19 protein-coding genes are annotated in these 21,361 nt (G+C 59.5%); 7 read left to right on the top strand and 12 right to left on the bottom strand.

All coding sequences use genetic code 11. The features are described 5' to 3' along the window. Nucleotides 1-188 precede the first annotated feature (188 nt). From K0F88_RS15780 to gcl, 8 genes are all read right to left on the bottom strand, one after another. A complete protein-coding gene (locus K0F88_RS15780) occupies nt 189-1,187 on the bottom strand; it encodes a sulfate ABC transporter substrate-binding protein (protein ID WP_150702741.1) in 999 nt (332 codons plus the stop codon). 93 nt (nt 1,188-1,280) lie between these two features. After that, nucleotides 1,281-2,105, bottom strand: a complete 825-nt coding sequence (locus K0F88_RS15775; protein WP_219095641.1) for an ion transporter — start codon at nt 2,103-2,105, stop codon at nt 1,281-1,283. A gap of 21 nt (nt 2,106-2,126) precedes the next feature. Next, nucleotides 2,127-3,041 carry an urea transporter gene (locus K0F88_RS15770; RefSeq protein WP_094471278.1) on the bottom strand — a complete coding sequence of 305 codons (915 nt, stop codon included), beginning with the start codon at nt 3,039-3,041 and terminating at the stop codon, nt 2,127-2,129. A 162-nt stretch (nt 3,042-3,203) separates the two neighbouring features. After that, nucleotides 3,204-4,619 (bottom strand): pyruvate kinase, encoded by a 1,416-nt coding sequence (gene pyk, locus K0F88_RS15765; RefSeq protein WP_219095640.1) that lies wholly within the window; start codon nt 4,617-4,619, stop codon nt 3,204-3,206. Beyond that, on the bottom strand, nt 4,609-5,889 hold the full coding sequence (locus tag K0F88_RS15760; RefSeq protein ID WP_219095639.1) for a glycerate kinase: 1,281 nt from the start codon (nt 5,887-5,889) through the stop codon (nt 4,609-4,611). Before K0F88_RS15760 ends, pyk begins: the two co-directional genes overlap by 11 nt. A 174-nt stretch (nt 5,890-6,063) precedes the next feature. Beyond that, a complete protein-coding gene (locus K0F88_RS15755; RefSeq protein ID WP_219095638.1) occupies nt 6,064-6,954 on the bottom strand; it encodes a 2-hydroxy-3-oxopropionate reductase in 891 nt (296 codons plus the stop codon). A 166-nt stretch (nt 6,955-7,120) separates the two neighbouring features. Continuing rightward, nucleotides 7,121-7,903 carry a hydroxypyruvate isomerase gene (hyi, locus tag K0F88_RS15750; protein ID WP_131061573.1) on the bottom strand — a complete coding sequence of 261 codons (783 nt, stop codon included), beginning with the start codon at nt 7,901-7,903 and terminating at the stop codon, nt 7,121-7,123. A 154-nt stretch (nt 7,904-8,057) separates the two neighbouring features. Next, nucleotides 8,058-9,833: a glyoxylate carboligase gene (gene gcl, locus K0F88_RS15745; RefSeq protein ID WP_109628623.1), complete on the bottom strand. Its 1,776-nt coding sequence runs from the start codon at nt 9,831-9,833 to the stop codon at nt 8,058-8,060. A 267-nt stretch (nt 9,834-10,100) separates the two neighbouring features. Between gcl and K0F88_RS15740 the strand changes: the two genes are divergently transcribed. Both K0F88_RS15740 and K0F88_RS15735 read left to right on the top strand, forming a co-directional pair. Continuing rightward, nucleotides 10,101-10,541: a heme-binding protein gene (locus tag K0F88_RS15740; RefSeq protein WP_219095637.1), complete on the top strand. Its 441-nt coding sequence runs from the start codon at nt 10,101-10,103 to the stop codon at nt 10,539-10,541. Nucleotides 10,542-10,761: 220 nt separating this feature from the next. After that, nucleotides 10,762-11,220 carry a transposase gene (locus K0F88_RS15735; RefSeq protein ID WP_219095695.1) on the top strand — a complete coding sequence of 153 codons (459 nt, stop codon included), beginning with the start codon at nt 10,762-10,764 and terminating at the stop codon, nt 11,218-11,220. Between the two features lie 125 nt (nt 11,221-11,345). On the opposite strand, the gene K0F88_RS15730 is transcribed toward K0F88_RS15735, so the two are convergent. Then, complete coding sequence (locus K0F88_RS15730; RefSeq protein ID WP_219095636.1) at nt 11,346-11,954, bottom strand: TetR/AcrR family transcriptional regulator; 609 nt, start codon at nt 11,952-11,954, stop codon at nt 11,346-11,348. Between the two features lie 134 nt (nt 11,955-12,088). On the opposite strand from K0F88_RS15730, the gene K0F88_RS15725 reads away from it, so the two are divergent. Next, nucleotides 12,089-13,003: a DUF808 domain-containing protein gene (locus tag K0F88_RS15725; protein ID WP_094471287.1), complete on the top strand. Its 915-nt coding sequence runs from the start codon at nt 12,089-12,091 to the stop codon at nt 13,001-13,003. Between the two features lie 190 nt (nt 13,004-13,193). On the opposite strand, the gene K0F88_RS15720 is transcribed toward K0F88_RS15725, so the two are convergent. Together K0F88_RS15720 and K0F88_RS15715 are read right to left on the bottom strand one after the other, a co-directional pair. After that, entirely contained in the window at nt 13,194-13,982 is a 789-nt protein-coding gene (locus K0F88_RS15720; RefSeq protein WP_219095635.1) for a VacJ family lipoprotein, read from the bottom strand. After that, a complete protein-coding gene (locus K0F88_RS15715) occupies nt 13,975-15,273 on the bottom strand; it encodes a serine/threonine protein kinase (RefSeq protein ID WP_219095634.1) in 1,299 nt (432 codons plus the stop codon). The genes K0F88_RS15720 and K0F88_RS15715 overlap by 8 nt, the downstream gene beginning before the upstream one ends. Before the next feature lie 224 nt (nt 15,274-15,497). On the opposite strand from K0F88_RS15715, the gene K0F88_RS15710 reads away from it, so the two are divergent. Further along, nucleotides 15,498-15,866 (top strand): hypothetical protein, encoded by a 369-nt coding sequence (locus K0F88_RS15710; protein WP_010456864.1) that lies wholly within the window; start codon nt 15,498-15,500, stop codon nt 15,864-15,866. 111 nt (nt 15,867-15,977) lie between these two features. On the opposite strand, the gene K0F88_RS15705 is transcribed toward K0F88_RS15710, so the two are convergent. Then, a complete protein-coding gene (locus tag K0F88_RS15705) occupies nt 15,978-17,573 on the bottom strand; it encodes a beta (1-6) glucans synthase (RefSeq protein ID WP_219095633.1) in 1,596 nt (531 codons plus the stop codon). Between the two features lie 299 nt (nt 17,574-17,872). Between K0F88_RS15705 and K0F88_RS15700 the strand changes: the two genes are divergently transcribed. The 3 genes from K0F88_RS15700 to K0F88_RS15690 all read left to right on the top strand — a co-directional run bounded on the left by K0F88_RS15700 (nt 17,873) and on the right by K0F88_RS15690 (nt 20,985). Beyond that, nucleotides 17,873-18,724, top strand: coding sequence for a glycine betaine ABC transporter substrate-binding protein (locus K0F88_RS15700; protein ID WP_219095632.1), 852 nt, complete (start codon nt 17,873-17,875; stop codon nt 18,722-18,724). A 294-nt stretch (nt 18,725-19,018) separates the two neighbouring features. Then, a complete protein-coding gene (locus K0F88_RS15695; RefSeq protein ID WP_017337238.1) occupies nt 19,019-19,330 on the top strand; it encodes a DUF485 domain-containing protein in 312 nt (103 codons plus the stop codon). Next, entirely contained in the window at nt 19,327-20,985 is a 1,659-nt protein-coding gene (locus K0F88_RS15690) for a cation acetate symporter (RefSeq protein ID WP_219095631.1), read from the top strand. Before K0F88_RS15695 ends, K0F88_RS15690 begins: the two co-directional genes overlap by 4 nt. Nucleotides 20,986-21,361 lie beyond the last annotated feature (376 nt).

Raw genomic sequence — 21,361 nt, 5'->3', positions numbered from 1 at the left:
GTAATGGCCTGTCCCAAACCCTGTGGGAGCGGGCTTGCTCGCGAAAGCGGTGTGTCAGTCGACATCAATGTTGAATGACACACCGCTTTCGCGAGCAAGCCCGCTCCCACAGGGGTGCTGCGGTGTCGCAGAAAGCGCATACAAAAAAGGCGACCTCATCGGGTCGCCTTTTTCGTTGGGCTCAGGAATTACTGACCGCTATAGATCTGATCAAAGACTCCACCATCATTGAAGTGAGTCTTCTGTACGGTGCGCCAGTCACCAAAGGTCTTCTCCACCGACAGGAAATCCACTTTCGGGAAGCGATCGGTGTACTTGGCCAGCACCGCCGGATCACGCGGACGCAGGTAGTTGGCGGCTGCAATTTCCTGACCTTCCGGCGACCACAGGTACTTCAGGTATTCCTCGGCCGCAGCGCGGGTGCCTTTCTTGTCGACGGTTTTGTCGACCACCGATACCGGCGGCTCGGCTTCAGCTGAGACGCTTGGGTAGATCACTTCAAACTGATCACGACCAAACTCACGGGCAATCATTTCCGCTTCGTTTTCGAAGGTCACCAGCACGTCGCCAATCTGGTTGGTCATGAACGTGGTGGTCGCCGCACGGCCACCGGTATCCAGCACCGGCGCTTGCTTGAACAGCTTGCCGACGAAATCCTTGGCCTTGTTCTCGTCACCGCCGTTTTTCAGCACGTAACCCCAGGCGGACAAATAAGTGTAGCGACCGTTACCCGAGGTCTTGGGGTTCGGCACGATCACTTGCACGCCGTCCTTGAGCAGGTCCGGCCAGTCTTTCAGGGCTTTCGGGTTGCCTTTGCGGACGATGAACACGGTGGCCGAGGTGAACGGTGCGCTGTTGTTCGGCAGGCGGGTGACCCAGTTGTCCGGGACCAGTTTGCCGTTGTCCGCCAGGGCGTTGATGTCGGTGGCCATGTTCATGGTGATGACGTCAGCCGGCAGACCATCGATCACCGAACGCGCCTGTTTGCTGGAGCCGCCGAAGGACATCTGCAAGGTGATGTTCTCGTTGTGCTCGGCTTGCCAATGCTTCTGGAACGCAGTGTTGTAGTCCTTGTAGAAGTCTCGCATCACGTCGTAGGAAACGTTGAGCAGGGTCGGTGCGGCCTGAGCCACGCTGGTCAGGGCCAGGCCAGCGGCCAGAAGTGAGGCGCCAAAGAGTTTTTTCACTGCGCAATCCTTGTTCTAATTTAAAAGTGAGGCAATTTGCCAGCGACTATAGCCGGGCTCGCATAGGCCTTTAAAGATTAAAAAGAACTTTGCTTATTCCAGTTTCTTAAACAGCGCATTACCACAGCGCGAGCAAAACGCCGCGCCATGTTCATGGCTGTTTTTCTTGCACACCGGGCAATCGTGTTGCAGTTGTTCACCGCGCATGGCATTGGCCAGTTCGGCGGTGAAAATGCCGGTCGGCACCGCGATGATGGAGTAACCGGTGATCATCACCAGGGACGAAATCACCTGGCCCAACGGTGTCTTGGGCACGATGTCGCCGAAGCCCACCGTGGTCAACGTGACAATCGCCCAGTAGATACCTTTGGGAATGCTGGTGAAGCCGTGCTCCGGGCCTTCGATCACGTACATCAGCGTGCCGAACACCGTCACCAGGGTGCAGACGCTGACCAGAAACACCACGATCTTCTGCTTGCTGCCGCGCAGCGCCGACATCAGGTAGTTGGCTTGCTTGAGGTACGGGCTGAGCTTGAGCACGCGGAAAATCCGCAGCATCCGGATGATCCGGATAATCAGCAAGTACTGCGCATCGGCGTAATACAGCGCCAGGATGCCGGGCACGATCGCCAGCAAATCCACCAGCCCGTAAAAGCTGAACGCATAGCGCAATGGCTTGGGTGAGCAGTACAGGCGCAAGCCGTATTCGATGACGAAGATGACGGTGAAGCCCCACTCGATGTTCGCCAGCACGTTGGCGTAGTTCTGGTGAATGGAGTCGATGCTGTCGAGCATCACAATCACGATGCTGGCGAGGATGATCAACAGCAGGATGCCGTCGAAGCGCCGCCCCGCCTTGGTGTCGCTTTGGAAAACCATGACGTAAAGCTCTTCACGCCAGTTTTTGCTGCTGTCCATGGATACCGCCTGAACCAATGATCAGCGAAGCCTAGGTTGATTCTCCTCCAGAGTGCAAGGCGTAAGGGCGACAGGGGGCTTGCCGAGCATTTGAACAACCGTGCGGATCAGCCAACCGGAGAGGATGAACGGCGCGGTCAGCGTTGGCAGACCGATGGCGGCAAACACCGGGGTCAGCAACAGCGCTGATGCAATGCCGACCATTGGCAGCCACGGATGCTGGCGCAGCGAGTTCAAGGCGAGGGCGGCGAGTACGGCGTTATAGCCACCGAGGCCGATCAATGCGCTGTAAGCGTCCTGATGCAGCAGGCTCCAGCCCATGCCCGCGACAGACGCCAACAACGCCCAGCAGAATGCGCGTCGATCAGCGATCAGCAAACCCACGGCAATCATCGCACCGGCCAGCGGATGACCGAGGAACATCACCTGGCCGAAGCCTTTCAGCGGTGCGGCGAGCATGTTCAGCGTGTTGATTTCGATTAGATGCGCTTTTGTCGAGGGGGTGGCGAAGCACAGGAGCAACCAGCCCAGCCCTACGAAGGGCGCCGTATAGGCAGGCAGGTAGTGGCTGACCCGGACGCGTTTGAGCCATTGCTGAGTGAGCATTGCGCTGAGCCCGCCAGCGGCAATGATCAGCGGCGGCAACAGCGCGGACCAGGGGAAATAGAGGCTCAGCAGCAGGCCGAGCAAGACACCGTTGTAACTGAACAGACCGGCCTGGCGATCGGCCTTGGCATAACCGCGACGTTGCGCAGTGAGCAACCCGGCGACACCGCCCAGCAGCGCACCGCCGAGCAGGGCGGGCGCGGTGAAAAGAATGGCCAACAGGCACAGCAGACCAAACAGCGGATGGCGCTGAAGGAAGATCTGACTGAAACCGTTGAACAGGGCAGTCGCCCAATCGGGGCAGTGGGTGTTGAAGTGGTTGGCAGGCATGGCAGTTCTGAAAGTCAAAGGGAGCGAGTCGGTCGAGCGCGACCCCGGCTGACCGCCAGCAGGCTGGCTCCCACACTGAATCTCAGTTCAGTCTTGATTCCGTGATCGACACAAAACCAATGTGGGAGCCAGCCTGCTGGCGATGAGGCCGGTATGGGCGCTCTAGATCAACGTCTCGATACGCAACGAGTTAGTCGACCCCGGCTGCCCAAACGGCACACCCGCCGTGATCAACAAGGTATCCCCGCGCTGCGCCATGCCTTGGGCCTGCGCAATCTCCAGCGCCGTCGAGCACACTTCATCCACCTGCCGCAGCCGGTCATTGACCACCGAATGCACGCCCCACGCCACCGTCAAGCGGCGCGCCGTCTGCAGGTTCGGCGTCAGGTTGAGGATCGGCACCGTCGGCCGCTCCCGCGCCGCACGCAGGCTCGACGTCCCGGACTCGCTGTAATTGACCAGCACCGCCACCGGCAGCACATTGCTGATGCGGCGGATCGCGCAGCTGATTGCGTCAGAAACCGTCGCCTCGGCCTTCGGCCGGCTCACGTCCAGTTGCGCCTGGTAATCCGGCCCGTTTTCCACCTGGCGAATGATCTTGCTCATCATCTGCACGGCTTCCAACGGGTACTCACCGGAGGCGGTTTCCGCCGACAGCATCACCGCATCGGCCCCTTCAGCCACGGCGTTGGCCACATCCGTGACTTCGGCACGGGTCGGGGCCGGGGAGAAGCGCATCGATTCGAGCATCTGAGTCGCCACCACCACCGGTTTGCCGAGTTCGCGGCAGAGGCTGATGATGTTTTTCTGAATCTGCGGCACGCTTTCCGCCGGCACTTCCACACCCAGGTCACCGCGCGCGACCATGATCGCGTCGCTCAACTCGGCAATTTCCCGCAGCTGAGTCACTGCCGATGGCTTCTCGATCTTGGCCATCAAGAACGCTTTGTCGCCGATCAGTTCGCGGGCTTCGCGGATGTCTTCAGGACGCTGCACGAACGACAGCGCGACCCAGTCCACACCCAACTCCAGGCCGAAGCTCAAATCGCGGCGATCCTTGGCGGTCAGCGGGCTCAATTCCAGCACCGCTTGCGGCACGTTCACGCCTTTGCGATCCGAGAGTTCGCCGCCGTTGAGCACCGTGGTGTCGATGGCGTCGGCGTACTTGGTGACCACGCGCAGACGCAGCTTGCCGTCGTCCAGCAGGAGGTCCATGCCAGGCTCGAGTGCGGCGATGATTTCCGGGTGCGGCAAGTTGACCCGGCGCTCATCCCCCGGCGTCGGGTCGAGGTCCAGGCGCAGGGCCTGGCCGCGATGCAGTTGCACCTTGCCTTCGGCGAACTTGCCGACCCGCAGTTTTGGACCTTGCAAGTCCATCAGGATGCCCAACGGGTAATTCAGCTGGCGCTCGACTTCACGAATCCACTGATAGCGCTGAGCGTGGTCGGCGTGATCGCCGTGGCTGAAGTTCAGGCGAAAGATGTTGACCCCGGCCTGCACCAGCTCACGGATGTCATCGATCCCGTCGGTGGCAGGGCCGAGGGTGGCGAGGATTTTGACCTTTTTATCAGGCGTCATGTTTAGGGCTCTCGAGGATCAGGATGGCGCGGAAGTCGTTGACGTTGGTGCGGGTCGGTTCGGTGACGATCAGTGCGTCCAGCGCCTCGAAATAGCCGTAGCCATTGTTGTTGTCCAACTCGTCGCTGGCGCTCAGGCCGAGGGCGGCGGCGCGGGCGTAGCTGTCCGGGGTCATGATGGCGCCGGCGTTGTCTTCGGAGCCGTCGATGCCGTCGGTGTCACCGGCCAGGGCGTAGACACCGGGCAGGCCTTTGAGGCTGTCGGTCAGGCTCAGCAGGAATTCGGCGTTGCGTCCGCCGCGGCCATTGCCGCGCACGGTGACGGTGGTTTCGCCGCCCGAGAGGATTACGCACGGCGCTGCCAATGGCTGACCGTGCAGCACGACCTGACGAGCGATGCCGGCATGCACCTTGGCCACTTCGCGGGATTCGCCTTCCAGATCGCCGAGAATCAGCGGGCTGAAACCGGCCTGACGGGCTTTCACGGCTGCCGCTTCAAGCGATTGCTGGGGGCGGGCGATCAGTTGGAAGTGACTGCGCGCCAGGCTCGGATCGCCGGGTTTGACCGTCTCCGATTCCGGGCTCTGCAGCCAGGTGCGCACCGAAGCCGGCACCTCGATGCCGTAGCGTTTGAGGATCGCCAGGGCTTCGGCCGAGGTGCTTGGGTCGGCCACGGTGGGGCCGGAGGCGATGACCGTGGCGAGGTCGCCCGGCACATCGGAAATCGCGTAGGTATAAACAGTGGCCGGCCAGCAGGCCTTGCCGAGGCGGCCGCCCTTGATCGCCGAAAGGTGCTTGCGCACGCAATTCATCTCGCCGATGGAGGCGCCGGATTTGAGCAGGGCTTTGTTGATCGATTGCTTGTCAGCGAGGGTGATGCCAGCCGCTGGCAATGCCAGCAGGGCGGAACCGCCGCCCGAGAGCAGGAAGATCACGCGATCAGCTTCGGTCAGGTTGCTGACCAGTTCGAACACGCGCTTGGCGACGGCTTGACCGGCGGCGTCCGGCACCGGGTGAGCGGCTTCGACGACTTCGATTTTTTCGCACGGGGCGTCGTGGCCGTAACGGGTAACCACCAGACCGCAGACTTCACCCTGCCAGCAACGCTCGACAACCTGAGCCATGGCGGCCGCGGCTTTGCCGGCGCCAATGACGATCACCCGACCGCTGCGATCTTTGGGCAGATGGGCTTCGAGGACTTGCTGCGGATGGGCGGCGTCGATGGCTGTGGCGAACAGCTCGCGCAGGAATTGTTGCGGATCGACCGACATGGCGGGCTCCCGGAATTCTTGTTATTGGGATTAAGCGAAATCAGGTGTTGCGACGCGGTTCTGTGGGAGTTGGCTTGCCTGCGATTCAGGCGACGCGGTCCTTCAGGTAAACCGAGTTGATGCCATCGCAGGCAAGCCAGCTCCCACAGGGGCCGAGCCAGCTTCAGATTGTTGTTACTTATCGCGAATCGAGAAGTTCGCCATGTGTTCCAGGCCTTTGATCAGCGCCGAGTGGTCCCAGTTGCTGCCGCCGATGGCCGCGCAGGTGCTGAACACTTGCTGGGCGTTGGCGGTGTTCGGCAGGTTGATGTTCAGCTCTTTGGCGCCTTGCAGGGCCAGGTTCAGGTCCTTCTGGTGCAGGCTGATGCGGAAGCCCGGGTCGAAGGTGCCTTTGATCATGCGCTCACCGTGCACCTCGAGGATCTTCGACGAAGCGAAACCGCCCATCAGCGCTTCACGCACCTTGGCTGGATCGGCACCGTTTTTCGCGGCGAACAGCAGCGCTTCGGCCACGGCCTGGATGTTCAGCGCGACGATGATCTGGTTCGCCACTTTTGCGGTTTGACCGTCGCCATTGCCGCCGACGAGGGTGATGTTCTTGCCCATCGCCTGGAACAGCGGCAGTGCGCGTTCGAAGGCATCGGCATCACCGCCGACCATGATGCTCAGGGTCGCGGCCTTGGCACCGACTTCGCCGCCAGACACTGGCGCGTCGAGGTATTGAGCGCCTTTTTCGTTGACCTTGGCCGCGAAGGCTTTGGTGGCGGTCGGCGAGATCGAGCTCATGTCGATGACGATTTTGCCTTTGCCCACGCCGGCTGCAACGCCGTCGGCGCGGAACAGCACGTCGTCGACCTGCGGGGTATCGGGCACCATGATGATGATGACTTCAGCTTCCTGGGCGACTTCTTTCGGGTTCGCCAGGGCAATGGCGCCACCGGCAATCAGGTCGGCCGGTGCGGCGTCGTGGTGCGCCGACAGGAACAGGCTGTGACCGGCTTTCTGCAGGTTCAACGCCATTGGGTGGCCCATGATGCCGGTGCCGATAAATCCGATTTTAGCCATGAGAAATTCCTCTTGTTTTTATTGCTGCTTCAAGCGAATGGGGAAGTACTGCTTTTGTAGGAGCCGGCTTGCTGGCGATCCGGGCGACGCGGTCTGTCATAGACACCGCGGTGAGGCGATCGTCGGAACGCCGCCCGCAGCAAGCCGGCTCCTACAGGAGATTGCGTCAGATCGCGTTATGGGTTTTCAGCCAGCCCAGGCCCGCTTCAGTGGTGGTCAGCGGCTTGTATTCACAACCAACCCAACCCTGATAACCGATGCGGTCCAGGTGTTCGAACAGGAAGCGGTAGTTGATTTCACCGGTGCCCGGTTCGTTGCGCCCCGGGTTGTCGGCCAACTGGATATGGTTGATCTCGCCCAGGTGTGCAGCCATGGTGCGAGCCAGGTCGCCCTCCATGATTTGCATGTGGTAGATGTCGTATTGCAGGAACAGGTTGGCGCTGCCGACCTGCTCGCGAATCGACAGGGCTTGCGCCGTGTTGTTCAGGTAGAAACCCGGGATGTCGCGGGTGTTGATCGCTTCCATCACCAGCTTGATACCCGCCGCTTGCAGCTTGTCGGCGGCGTACTTGAGGTTGGCGACGAAGGTTTTTTCCACGGTGGCATCGTCGACGCCTTGTGGACGAATACCGGCCAGGCAGTTGACCTGGGTGTTGCCCAGCACTTGCGCATAAGCGATCGCCAGATCGACACCGGCGCGGAACTCTTCGACACGGTCCGGCAGGCACGCAATACCGCGCTCGCCCTTGGCCCAGTCACCGGCCGGCAGGTTGAACAACACCTGGGTCAGACCATTGGCGTCGAGCTTGGCCTTGATTTCGGCGGAGCTGAAGTCGTAGGGGAACAGGTATTCGACACCACTGAAGCCGGCCTTGGCGGCCGCTTCGAAACGGGCAAGAAAATCCTGCTCAGTGAACAGCATGGACAGGTTGGCTGCGAAACGCGGCATGGTGGTCTCCCGTGTATGTGTGGTGGGCGTTCCCGGATCCTTGGTGGAGCGAGCTTGCTCGCGATAGCGGAGTGTCATTCAGCATCCATGTCGTCTGACACACCGCTATCGCGAGCAAGCTCGCTCCCACAGGAGGCGGGAACGACCCTACAAGTTAATCCAGCAACGAAATCGCGGTCGGTGCATCGTTGCCGACCAGCGCCAAGTCTTCGAATTCGTTGACGGCGTTGATCTCGGTGCCCATGGAAATGTTGGTCACGCGCTCCAGAATAATCTCGACGATCACCGGCACCTTGAACTCTTCGATCAGCTCTTGAGCCTTGCGCAGGGCAGGCTGGATCTGACCCGGTTCGAACACACGCAGCGCCTTGCAGCCGAGGCCTTCGGCCACCGCGACGTGGTCGACACCGTAACCGTTGAGTTCCGGAGCGTTCAGGTTATCGAAGGACAGCTGCACGCAGTAGTCCATATCGAAACCGCGCTGGGCCTGACGAATCAGCCCCAGATACGAATTGTTGACCACAACGTGGATGTACGGCAGCTTGAACTGCGCGCCCACCGCCAATTCCTCGATCATGAACTGGAAATCATAGTCGCCCGACAGTGCCACGACCTTGCGGGTCGGATCAGCCTTGACCACGCCCAGTGCGGCCGGAATGGTCCAGCCCAACGGGCCGGCCTGACCGCAGTTGATCCAGTGACGCGGCTTGTAGACGTGCAGGAACTGCGCGCCGGCAATCTGCGACAGACCGATGGTGCTGACGTAGCAGGTGTCTTTGCCAAACACCTGGTTCATCTCTTCGTAGACCCGTTGCGGCTTGACCGGCACGTTGTCGAAGTGAGTCTTGCGCTGCAGGCTGGCTTTGCGCTGCTGGCAGTCTTGCAGCCAGGCGCTGCGGTTTTTCAGCTTGCCGGCGGCTTGCCATTCGCGAGCGACTTCGATGAACACGGTCAACGCGGCTGCTGCGTCGGAGACGATGCCCAAGTCCGGGTTGAACACGCGGCCGATTTGCGTCGGCTCAATGTCAACGTGAATGAACTTGCGGCCTTCGGTGTACACATCGATCGAACCGGTGTGGCGGTTGGCCCAACGGTTACCGACGCCCAACACAACGTCGGACTTCAGCAGGGTGGCGTTGCCGTAACGGTGCGACGTCTGCAAGCCCACCATGCCGACCATCAGCGGGTGATCGTCCGGGATGGTGCCCCAGCCCATCAGGGTCGGGATCACCGGGATACCGGTCAGCTCGGCGAATTCCACCAGCAATTCGCTGGCATCGGCATTGATGATGCCGCCACCGGCGACGAGCAATGGACGCTCGGCTTGATCGAGCATGGCCAGGGCCTTCTCGATTTGCACACGGTTAGCGGTTGGCTTGGCGAGCGGCAGTGGTTGGTAGGCATCGATGTCGAATTCGATTTCAGCCATCTGCACGTCGAACGGCAAGTCGATCAGCACCGGGCCTGGACGGCCGGAGCGCATTTCGTAAAAGGCTTTCTGGAACGCATACGGCACCTGGCCCGGCTCCATGACCGTGGTTGCCCACTTGGTCACGGGCTTGACGATGGTGGTGATGTCGACGGCCTGGAAGTCTTCCTTATGCATACGGGCGCGGGGGGCTTGCCCGGTGATGCACAGAATCGGGATCGAGTCGGCCGAGGCGCTGTAGAGCCCGGTGACCATGTCGGTGCCGGCAGGGCCGGAGGTACCGATGCACACGCCGATGTTGCCGGCCTTGGTGCGGGTGTAGCCCTCGGCCATGTGCGAGGCACCTTCAACGTGGCGCGCGAGGACGTGATCGATGCCACCAACCTTCTGCAAGGCGGAGTACAGCGGGTTGATCGCGGCGCCCGGGATGCCAAAAGCGGTATCAACCCCTTCACGGCGCATCACCAGAACGGCGGCTTCGATTGCTCTCATTTTGCTCATTGTTTTGTGCCTCTTACGTTTTGTAATTGTATACAAGTGGCTTTGCGCAGAGTGTATTCACGGCGGACGGCGCAGGTCAATCCATTTTCTCAAGCGACTGTTTCATTCGTCGGAAGCCCGGTCTGCTGTGGCTTTTCGTCGCATGTGGCGCTTTTCGAGAATTATTGTATACAAAAAAATAACTCATTGTGTTCTATTTATTGCATCGGACTGCGGCACAAACGCGCAGGCCACTGGCTTTCCCTATAACAAAATGAGGACGGCACCATGAGCGCTTTAACCTTGAAAGTTGCAGTCAACCTGATCGATCAGGCCATCATCGCCGGGCGTGCAATCTCCGCGGCCCCCCTGACCATTGCGGTGCTGGATGCCGGTGGACACGTGATTAGCCTGCAGCGTGAAGACGGCGCCAGCCTGTTGCGCCCGCAAGTCGCCATCGGCAAAGCCTGGGGCGCCATCGCCCTCGGCAAAGGCTCACGCCTGCTGGCGCTGGACGCCCAGCAACGCCCGGCCTTCTTCGCCGCGCTGAACAGCCTGGGGCAGGGCAGCGTCGTGCCGGCACCGGGCGGTGTGTTGATTCGGGATCAGGACGGGAATGTGCTGGGAGCGGTGGGGATCAGCGGGGATCTTTCTGATGTTGACGAGCAGTGTGCGATCAGTGCGATCGAGGCGGTGGGGTTGCGGGCGGATGCTGGGGTGGTGGCTTGAATTTGTAGTGCCTGACCCATTGCTATCGCGGGCAAGCTCGCTCCCACAGGATTTGATCGTGGTCACAGAACATGTGAACACCGCCGATACTTGTGGGAGCGGGCTTGCCCGCGATGACTGTTTATCAGACACATTCAGCTAAAAGTCTGTCCCACTCTCTGGCATTCACAAGTCTAGTCTTCTCATGAATTCATTAATTCATGATGAGAGAGGCAAAGGAATGCCTGATTTACCTGCTTCACATCGCTTGCGGACGGGGCGCTATGCCGAACCCAACCGAATCTATTTACTGACCACCAACACTCTGGATCGCGAGCCGGTTTTTGCCGATTTCGCTTTGGGCAGATTGGTGGTTCATCAATTTCGTCGGGCACAAGATCTCGGATTGGCCAAATCACTGGCTTGGGTCGTCATGCCCGACCATTTTCATTGGCTGGTCGAATTGGAAAACTGTTCGCTCAGAAAGCTGATGCGCCAGACTAAATCCCTTATCACTAGAGAGGTAAATCTTTCGAGTAGTAAAAGTGGGCCGCTTTGGCAGCAGGGTTATCACGACCGGGCGTTAAGGCGGGAGGAAGATTTGGTGAAATTGGCCCGGTATATCGTGGCAAACCCGTTGCGGGCTGGACTGGTGGGAAAGCTTGGCGACTATCCGCTGTGGGACGCAATCTGGGTTTGAGTCGGCACCGAGTTGCCTTCATCGCTGGCAAGCCAGCTCCCACAAGTTTCTGTGTTGGATTCAAATGTTGAGAACGACACAAATCTCTGTGGGAGCTGGCTTGCCAGCGATGCCTGCACCACGGTCTACCTGTCCAGCTCACACCCCTTCAACACCAGCCGAATTATCGTCTGCGCCGCCGCTTCATAGTCCTCTTCATCCAGCTTGGCCTTGCCAGTGATGGCCGTGATCTGCCAGTCAAAGTCGGCATAGGTCTGGGTCGCGGCCCAGATGCTGAACATCAGGTGGTTGGGGTCGATCGGGGCGATTTGTCCGCGGTCGATCCAGGTCTGGATGCAGTCGATGTTGTGCTTGGCCTGGCCGTTGAGTTGCTCGACCAGGTCGGCGCTCAGGTGCGGGGCGCCGTGCATGATTTCGCTGGCGAACACTTTGGAGGCGAAAGGCAGGTCGCGGGAGATGCGGATCTTCGAGCGAATGTAGCCGCTCAGCACTTCGCTGGGCACACCGTCGGCGTTGAACGGCGTCGACGCCTGCAGGATCGGCTCGATGATGCTTTCCAGGACCTCGCGGTAGAGGTTTTCCTTGGATTTGAAGTAGTAATAGACGTTGGGCTTGGGCAGTCCCGCCTTGGCTGCGATGTCACTGGTTTTGGTCGCAGCGAAGCCCTTGTCGGCAAATTCTTCACTGGCGGCACGCAGGATCAGTTCTTTGTTGCGCTCGCGGATAGTGCTCATAAACCAGGGGGTTCCTTGCCTGTTCTGGCGGTTGCGCATGGTAGCACCGGCCTCGCGCGGCGCTCAAGAATGCCCCGTGTGGCGCTCGGTCGCGCTATGCTGCGCGGCATTCATTCAAGAAGGAAACCTGATTCATGGCAGGAAGCAGTTTGCTGGTGCTGATCGACGACATCGCCGCCGTTCTCGACGATGTGGCGTTGATGACCAAAATGGCCGCCAAGAAGACCGCCGGCGTGCTCGGCGACGATCTGGCGCTCAATGCCCAGCAGGTCAGCGGCGTGCGTGCCGAGCGCGAAATACCGGTCGTTTGGGCCGTGGCCAAGGGGTCGTTTCTCAACAAGCTGATCCTGGTGCCGTCGGCGCTGGCGATCAGCGTGTTCATCCCGTGGCTGGTCACCCCACTGTTGATGGTCGGTGGCGCGTACCTGTGTTTCGAAGGTTTCGAGAAACTCGCCCACAAATTTCTGCACAGCAAGGCTGAAGATCAGGCCGAACATGCGGAGCTGGTTGAAGCCGTGGCCGATCCCGCTATTGATCTGGTGGCGTTCGAGAAAGACAAGATCAAGGGCGCCATCCGCACTGACTTCATCCTGTCGGCGGAAATCATCGCCATCACCCTTGGCACCGTGGCGGATGCGTCGTTGACCCAGCAGGTCATCGTGCTGTCGGGCATCGCCATTGTCATGACCATCGGTGTTTATGGCCTGGTCGCGGGTATCGTCAAGCTTGATGACCTCGGCCTGTGGCTGACCCAGAAGCCTGGGCAGATGGCTAAAAGCATCGGCGGCGGGATTCTGCGCGCGGCGCCGTACATGATGAAAAGCCTGTCGGTGATCGGCACGGCGGCGATGTTCCTGGTGGGCGGCGGGATTCTGACCCATGGCGTGCCGGTGGTGCATCACTGGATTGAAAGCGTGAGTGCGGGGGCGGGCGGTGCCGGGTTTATCGTGCCGACGTTGCTGAATGCGGTGGCGGGGATTTTGGCGGGTGCCGTTGTGTTGGCGGGGGTGATGGTCGTCAGCAAACTCTACAAGGCGCTGAAAGGCTAAAATTTGGCACTGACCAAAAATGTGGGAGCGGGCTTGCTCGCGAAGGCGGTGTGTCAGTTACATCAATGCTAAATGTCCCACCGCTTTCGCGAGCAAGCCCGCTCCCACAGTGGTTCTGTAGTGATTGAAAAATACCCATTAAAAAGGCCATTCGATCTGCATCGAATGGCCTTTTTTGTTGCCGATGGAATTACTCGGCGATCTGCAACTTGCGTGACTCGGTGTACACGTAGCGCACCTTCTCATACTCGAACGGCGAGTTCAGCTGGCCGTAGCGGAAGCTGTTCTGGTAGCGCTTGTCGACGCCGCGCAGGACCCAGACTTCAGGATGGTTGGAGCTGACTTCCGAGACGTTCAGGAAGTTGATCGCCGATTCGGCACTGAAGTCCACCACCAGGCCGCCGGTGTCGCGGATGTTCGAAGGGCCGAGGATCGGCAACACGAAGTAGGCGCCACCCGGTACACCGTAGAAGCCCAGGGTCTGACCGAAGTCTTCGGCCTGGCGCGGCAGGCCCATGGCGGTGGCCGGGTCCCACAGGCCGGCGATGCCGATGGTGGTGTTGAGCAGCAGGCGCGCGGTGGTTTCCATCGAGCGTTTGCCTTTGAACTGCAGCAGGCTGTTCATCAGGTTCGGCACATCGCCGAGGTTGTTGAAGAAGTTGCTCACGCCGGTGCGCAGGAAGCTCGGCGTGATGTAGCGATAACCGTCGACCACCGGCAGGAACACCCATTGGTCGAAGCGGTAGTTGAAGTGATAGACCCGGCGGTTCCACTCTTCCAGCGGATCGTAGACGTTCAGCGCATTGAGCGTAGAACGTTCGAACTCGCGCTGATCCAGCCCCGGGTTGAACTTGAGTTTGCTCAGCGGTTCCTTGAAACCGTCACTGTCGACCACGACAGGTGCGTTGGCTTTGCTGTTGTCGGCATTGGCGACGCCTGCACAGAGTAACGCAGCGATAAGCAGGAGGTATTTAGCCACGGAAGAACTCCAGCATGGCGTCGCTGTTGACGCGGTAGTTAAGGTTGCCGCAATGGCCGCCCAGTGGATAAACGGTCAAGCGGTCGCCAAAGGTCTTGCGCAGGAAACCGAGGTCGCCAGGGCCGAGGATCACGTCGTCGGCGTTGTGCATGACGGCGATTTTCGGGCTGTCGTGCAGGTAATCCTTGAGCGCATAAAGGCTGACCTGGTCGATCAGTTGCAGCAGGCTGCCGCCGTCGGTGCGGGCCCGCCACATCGGGATCACTTGCTCGGTGATGTAGCAGTCGAAGTCGCACTGCAGCGCACGCTTGAGGAACGGCGTGAGGCTGGTGCCTTCGGTGATCGGGTATTTCGGCGGGGTGATCAGGCCGCGACGGTTGATCAGGTCCGAGGTGAAGGCAATGTCGGCCGCCGAGAAGCGGAACGAGGTGCCGATCAGCATGGCCATCTGTTCGTTGGACAGGTGCTGTTTGGACTGCTGGAAGTCGTAGAGCAGGGCATCGTTGAGGTCGATGTAGCCTTTTTGCTGGAAGTAGCGGGTCAGCTTGTTCAGTACCAGTTCATAGAAGGTGGTGCTGTTGTTGATGCCCTTGACCTCGGTCTGGACCAGCTTGTCGAGGTTGGTGATCGAGGTGTAGAGGTTGACCGGCGGGTTGAGCAGCAAGACTTTCTTGAAGTTGAAGCTGCGACGGGTTTCGTCCAGGTGCGCGACGAAGGCCGCGTCCAGCGCACCCAGGCTGTAACCGGTCAGGTAGTAGTCGGTGACGGCGACGTGCGGGTTTTGCGCCCGCACGGCCTGCATCACCCGGTACATGTCTTCGGCGTCTTCCTTGGTGATACCGGGTGTGGCAAAGCGTGAAGCCGCGCTCATGAAGTCGAAACTGGTGGGCGAGGACAGCTGCACCACGTGGTAACCGGCCTTGTAGTAGAGCTTTTTCAGGTACTCATTGAGGCTGCTGTCATAACGCGCGCCGGTGCCAGCGATCAGGAAGATCAGCGGCGCGGCCTTTTCTTGCGTGGCGATGCGGTAGGTCAGCTTCTTGACTGGCCAGAAGTTGTCCGGCAATTGGAATTCACGCTCCGGACGCAGTGTCACGCTGCGTGTCTGCTGATCGATGTCGTCGTCCAGCGGCAACTCCGGGCGCAGGTCCGGCGGAGTCGTGGCAATGGTCGCCTCGAACGGGTTGGTCAAGGGGTAGCCATAACTGGCAGCGTCGATATCGACCGCCAGTGCAGACGCACTCAAAATAAGGCCGCCAAACAGGGCGGCGAAGCGCAAGGAACGGAGCATGACTAGATCCCTTAGAGGAAGGTGCCGAATGAAGTTCGCAGGCTATGACCACGGGGTTTGCGCCAAAGTGCCATGCTGCGGCACCAATCAGGGCGAATTTCGGATCAATAGTAGCTGGACGATACACTTTGCAGCTATTTGGTGAACAATTATCTGTTGCGCGCGTTTGCTTGACGCTGTCGGAGGATTAAGCTGGCCGCCGTTTTCGTTTATTGGAGTGCTTCATGTCCCGCCGTCTGCCCGTGATTTTGTTACTCGTTTTGCTGCCGTTATGGCTCGCTGCCAGTTATGGCGCGCGTTATGGCTTCATGGAGGATGCGCAGTGGGTTGGCATCTGCGTGGACGAGGCAAGCCGCTGGGAATGTCAGATTCGTTCGAACCTGGGCTTGATGATCCACTTCAAGGTATTGGGCTTTGCCGCATTGGCCGCCGCGATCATCGGGTTTGTGGTGCCGGGCCGGGCAGGGTGGTGGCTGGCGGTGCTGGCGCTGGTGTTCGGGTTTCCGGCGCTGGCGTTGTACAACACGACCTTGGCCGTTTTTGCGGTGGTGATTGCGGGGTTGCGGCTGGTTCGGGCGTCTCGTAGCGCCTGATAGTCTGTCATCGCGAGCAAGCTCGCTCCCACATTTAACCGCGTTCTTCTGAGCAACTCGGTCAATGTGGGAGCGAGCTTGCTCGCGATGAGGCCAGTACAGGCACTGAAGTCAGCCCTTGCGAACCCGCAAACTGCGCCACAACGCCGCCACCATCAATACACTCACCAGCGCCCAACCCCAGGCCTGCTGGTTCTGCAAGCCTTCAACGAACAACTGCGGCGCAATGCCGGCGCCGATGATGAAGGTCAGCAGGGCGATTTCACGGCGCGGCACGCTCACCGGGCGGCACAGGTAAACCAGCGCCGGCAGGATGAAGGCGACACTTGGAAAGCTGCGATAACGCGGATCGAACACCAGCTCCAGCATCATCACCGCCGCCGCAAAACCTGCTCCAGCGACCAGCCAGCCCGCTCGACGCTCCAGTGCATTGAACGCACGCTCACGCCAACCGGTACGAGCGCTCAGCGTCAATGCGGCATGCGCCAGCACCAACAGATTCAAACCCGTCAGCAACGCCACCCACAACCATTCACTGGCAAAGCGCGTCGTGACTCGCGCCAGATCGCCCCAGGCACCAATCGAGCAAGCCGCCAGTGCGCCGAGCAGCGGCAGCACCAGTGCGGCACGGGTGGTGCGCACACGCCCGCCAAGGATCAGCGTGCCAAGAAAGATCAAGCCGCCAACGGCCAGCCACTGCGACCAGTACGGCACGTTCGACACGGGACCGGCCAGCACGCCCTTGTCCTGGCGATCAGCATCGAACAGCCCCCAGTAACCACCGACCGCACCTTCGCTGGCGCGTTTCCAGGGCTGGTCGAAGGCTTCGATCAGGTTGTAATGCCAGCCTTGTTGCTCGGCCATGATGACAAAACCGCGAATGAACTTGGCTTCGTTAACCCGGCTCGGCAGGGCGGTTTCGCGCTGACGGCCTTCGCTCGGCCAGCCGGTTTCGCCAATCACCACGTCCTTGGGCGCGAATTTGTTGCCGAACACCTGACGCACTTCGGCCACATGCTGCAGCGCGGCGTCGATGTTCGAGGGATCATCTTCCCAGTACGGCAGCAAATGGATAGTCAGGAAATCCACCGCCGGGGCGATTTCCGGGTGCTTGAGCCAAAACTCCCAGACATCGGCGTAAGTGACCGGCTGCTTGACCTGGCTTTTGACTTTATTGATCAGCTTCGCCAGCTGCGCACCGGTGACTTCCTTGCGCAGCAGGGTTTCGTTGCCGACGATCACCGAAGTCACCACGTCCGCGTTGGCGTTGGCCGAGGCGATCAGCAGGTCGACTTCTTTCTCGGTGTCCACCGGGTTGCTGTTGACCCAGGCGCCGATCATCAGTTTCAGGCCATGCTTGCGCGCCAGATCGGGTAACGCCTCGAGGCCGGTCATGGAATAGGTGCGGATGCACTCGAAGCTCTTGGCCAGCAGCGCGAGGTCGGCGTCCATGCGTTCGGGGCGCAACTTGAACGGCACGTCGAACGGCGACTGGTCCTTGTCGAACGGGGTGTAGGAGGCGCATTGCAGCTTGTGCGTCGCGCTGGCCACGTCCGGCAGAATCACCGGTTTGCCAAGGCCATACCAAAAGCCGCCAAGGGCAAACAGCCCCAGCAGGCAAGCGAAGAGATAAGCCAGAAAAGGAAAGCGGGATGTCGCGGGCATGGTCAGGCCGTCTGGGAGCAAAGCCGCGCATGTTACCTGCATTTGCCCCGCGCTTGGGCCCTTGCATGATTTTGACATGCAAAGTTCGGGCGGATTGGCCGGTGGGCTTTCTGTGCACTAGATTAATGGCGATCTGATGTCGTTTCTCGATGCCTTGAGGTCGCTGACAGCACAGGTTCCGGTTGTCGTCAGGTTGATTATCGAGGCATCAGTGCTCCCATGGAAAATCACGCTGATGTTCGAACGAGTTTGCGGTGGGCGTGATGGGGGCGCTGTGCACCATAACAATACGTTGACGCGACTCGGCACCCGTCGAGCGCAGCACTTTCGGGGAAGTAACGATGAAGATGCGACGACTTTTAGGCGCAGGTGCCGCTCTGGTGCTTGCGATTGGCTCCACAATGGCCAATGCCGAGAGCAAAACCCTGAGCATCGGTTACGTTGACGGTTGGTCCGACAGCGTCGCGACTACGCATGTGGCCGCCGAAGTGATCAAGCAAAAGCTGGGTTATGACGTGAAACTGCAAGCCGTCGCCACCGGGATCATGTGGCAGGGTGTGGCCACCGGCAAACTCGACGCCATGTTGTCCGCCTGGCTGCCGGTGACTCACGGCGAATACTGGACCAAGAACAAGGATCAAGTCGTCGATTACGGTCCGAACTTCAAGGATGCAAAAATCGGCTTGATCGTGCCGGAGTACGTCAAGGCTAAAACCATTGATGACCTGAAAACTGACGACACCTTCAAAAAACGCATCGTCGGCATCGACGCCGGTTCGGGCGTGATGCTTAAAACCGAGCAGGCGATCAAGGATTACGATCTGACCGGGTATCAACTCAAGGCCAGTTCCGGCGCCGGCATGATTGCCGAGCTGACCCGTGCCGAGAAGAAAAACGAATCCATTGCCGTGACCGGTTGGGTGCCGCACTGGATGTTCGCCAAGTGGAAACTGCGCTTCCTGGACGACCCGAAAGGCGTTTATGGCGCGGCTGAAACCGTGAACAGCATTGGCAGCAAAGAACTGGCGACCAAGGCTCCGGAAGTTGCCAAGTTCCTGAAGAACTTCCAGTGGGCCTCGAAAGACGAAATCGGCGAAGTCATGTTGGCGATTCAAGACGGCGCCAAGCCTGAAGCCGCAGCGAAAGATTGGGTGGCCAAACACCCTGAGCGCGTTGCAGACTGGATCAAGTGATTTGAGCTGACGGCTCTAGTCAGCCTCTATCAAGGCCCCTTGGCACATTGCCAAGGGGCCTTTTGTTTTCCCCTGTGGGAGCGAGCCTGCTCGCGATTGCGGTGTTTCAGTCGGCATTGAAATTGACTGACACTCCGCAATCGCGAGCAGGCTCGCTCCCACATTTATTTAATGGATGCTGAACAATGGCGATTCTGTCATGTCGTTCTAATACTAAGGTCGTCTGGAACCTGCCCCGCAGCCGCATAGAGTGGATAACGTTCCAACTTCATCTGTGCTGCGAGGATAAAAACAATGAACGACAGCATTTACCTCTCGATTCAAAACAGCCCGCGCTTCAAGGAGCTGGTTAGTAAGCGAGAAAGGTTCGCCTGGATTCTTTCGGCGATCATGCTTGGGCTTTACTCCGGATTCATCCTTTTGATTGCTTACGGGCCGCATATTCTGGGGGCGAAAATCAGCCCCGAGTCTTCGATTACCTGGGGGATACCGATTGGTGTCGGGCTGATTCTCTCGGCCTTTATCCTGACTGCAATCTATGTACGACGCGCCAATGGCGAATTCGACGACCTGAACAATGCGATTCTCAAGGAGGCTCAGCAATGATCCGGCGTCTAATGGCTCTATTGAGCATCGCAGCCTTTGCACCTGGCGCCTGGGCAGCTGAAGCCCTGACTGGCGAAGTGCACAAACAACCCCTCAACGTTTCTGCGATCCTGATGTTCGTGGCGTTTGTCGGTTTGACCCTGTGCATCACTTACTGGGCTTCCAAGCGTAACAACTCGGCGGCCGACTACTATGCGGCTGGCGGCAAGATCACCGGTTTCCAGAACGGTCTGGCAATTGCCGGTGACTACATGTCGGCGGCGTCCTTCCTGGGTATTTCCGCTCTGGTGTTCACCTCTGGTTACGACGGCCTGATCTACTCGATCGGCTTCCTGGTGGGCTGGCCGATCATTCTGTTCCTGATCGCCGAGCGCCTGCGTAACCTGGGCAAGTACACCTTTGCCGACGTGGCGTCCTATCGCCTCGGGCAAACTCAGATCCGCACGCTGTCCGCTTGCGGTTCGCTGGTGGTGGTGGCGTTCTACCTGATCGCGCAAATGGTCGGTGCCGGCAAGCTGATCCAGCTGCTGTTCGGTCTCGACTACTACGTTGCGGTAATCCTGGTCGGTATCCTGATGTGCATGTACGTGCTGTTCGGCGGCATGCTGGCGACCACTTGGGTGCAGATCATCAAGGCTGTGTTGCTGCTGTCCGGTGCCTCGTTCATGGCGCTGATGGTCATGAAACACGTCAACTTTGACTTCAACGTGCTGTTCTCCGAGGCGATCAAGGTTCACGCCAAAGGTGAAGCGATCATGAGCCCGGGCGGACTGGTGAAAGATCCGGTGTCCGCGTTCTCCCTTGGCCTGGCACTGATGTTCGGTACCGCGGGCCTGCCGCACATTCTGATGCGCTTCTTCACCGTGAGTGACGCGAAAGAAGCTCGCAAGAGCGTGCTGTATGCAACCGGCTTCATTGGTTACTTCTACATCCTGACCTTCATCATCGGCTTCGGCGCGATCTTGCTGGTGAGCACCAACCCTGCCTTTAAAGATGCGGCTGGCGCACTGTTGGGCGGCAACAACATGGCGGCGGTGCACCTGGCCAACGCGGTGGGTGGCAGTGTGTTCCTGGGCTTCATCTCGGCGGTGGCGTTCGCGACCATCCTGGCGGTTGTGGCTGGTTTGACCCTGGCCGGTGCTACGGCGGTGTCTCACGACCTTTACGCCAGTGTGATCAAGAAGGGCAAGGCCAACGACAAGGATGAAATCCGCGTCTCGAAAATCACCACCGTTTGTCTGGGTGTGTTGGCGATCGGCCTGGGCATTCTGTTCGAAAGCCAGAACATTGCGTTCATGGTGGGCCTGGCGTTCTCCATCGCGGCGAGCTGTAACTTCCCGGTGCTGCTGCTTTCCATGTACTGGAAGAAGCTGACCACGCGTGGTGCGATGATTGGCGGCTGGTTGGGGCTAATCAGTGCTGTTGGTTTGATGGTGCTTGGGCCAACCATTTGGGTGCAGATCCTGCATCACGAGAAGGCTATCTTCCCGTATGAGTACCCGGCGCTGTTCTCCATGGCCATTGCGTTTATCGGGATCTGGTTCTTCTCGATCACTGACAAGTCGACAGCTGGCGTTAATGAGCGTGCGCTGTTCTTCCCGCAGTTTGTTCGTTCGCAGACCGGTTTGGGGGCGAGTGGGGCGGTTTCTCACTAAGGCTTCGAGTTTGTCTGTGTAAGTTGCGTTAATCGAAAAATGCCCCGGTCGAGAGATTGGGGCATTTTTTTGGGTTCGGCGTTGACTCTGTGGGGGGCTGGCCTGAATAGCGATGGCGGCCTTCGGGCCGACCATGTTGGGGTTGACCGGGTGCATATCCATTCCTGCGGTAACGGCGGCTGGCGGTTTCGCCCTTACGGCGACTCACTTTTTTTACAAGCGCCTAAAAAAAGTAAGCAAAAAAACGCTCGCCCCAAGCGTCCGGCCCCTCGCCTGGGCTCGGCGTTCCTTCGCTCCGGCATTCATCCGGGGGCATCGCCCTCCGGTTGGCTTCGCTGGCACCTACATGCGATGAGTTCGACTGCGTCGAACGGCG

The organism is Pseudomonas sp. UMAB-40 (genome assembly GCF_900095275.1).
In the GTDB taxonomy this organism is placed as follows: Bacteria; Pseudomonadota; Gammaproteobacteria; order Pseudomonadales; family Pseudomonadaceae; genus Aquipseudomonas; species Aquipseudomonas mandelii_B.
Note: the sequence above shows the minus strand (reverse complement) of the source record. Positions and strands in the feature narration are given on the sequence as shown.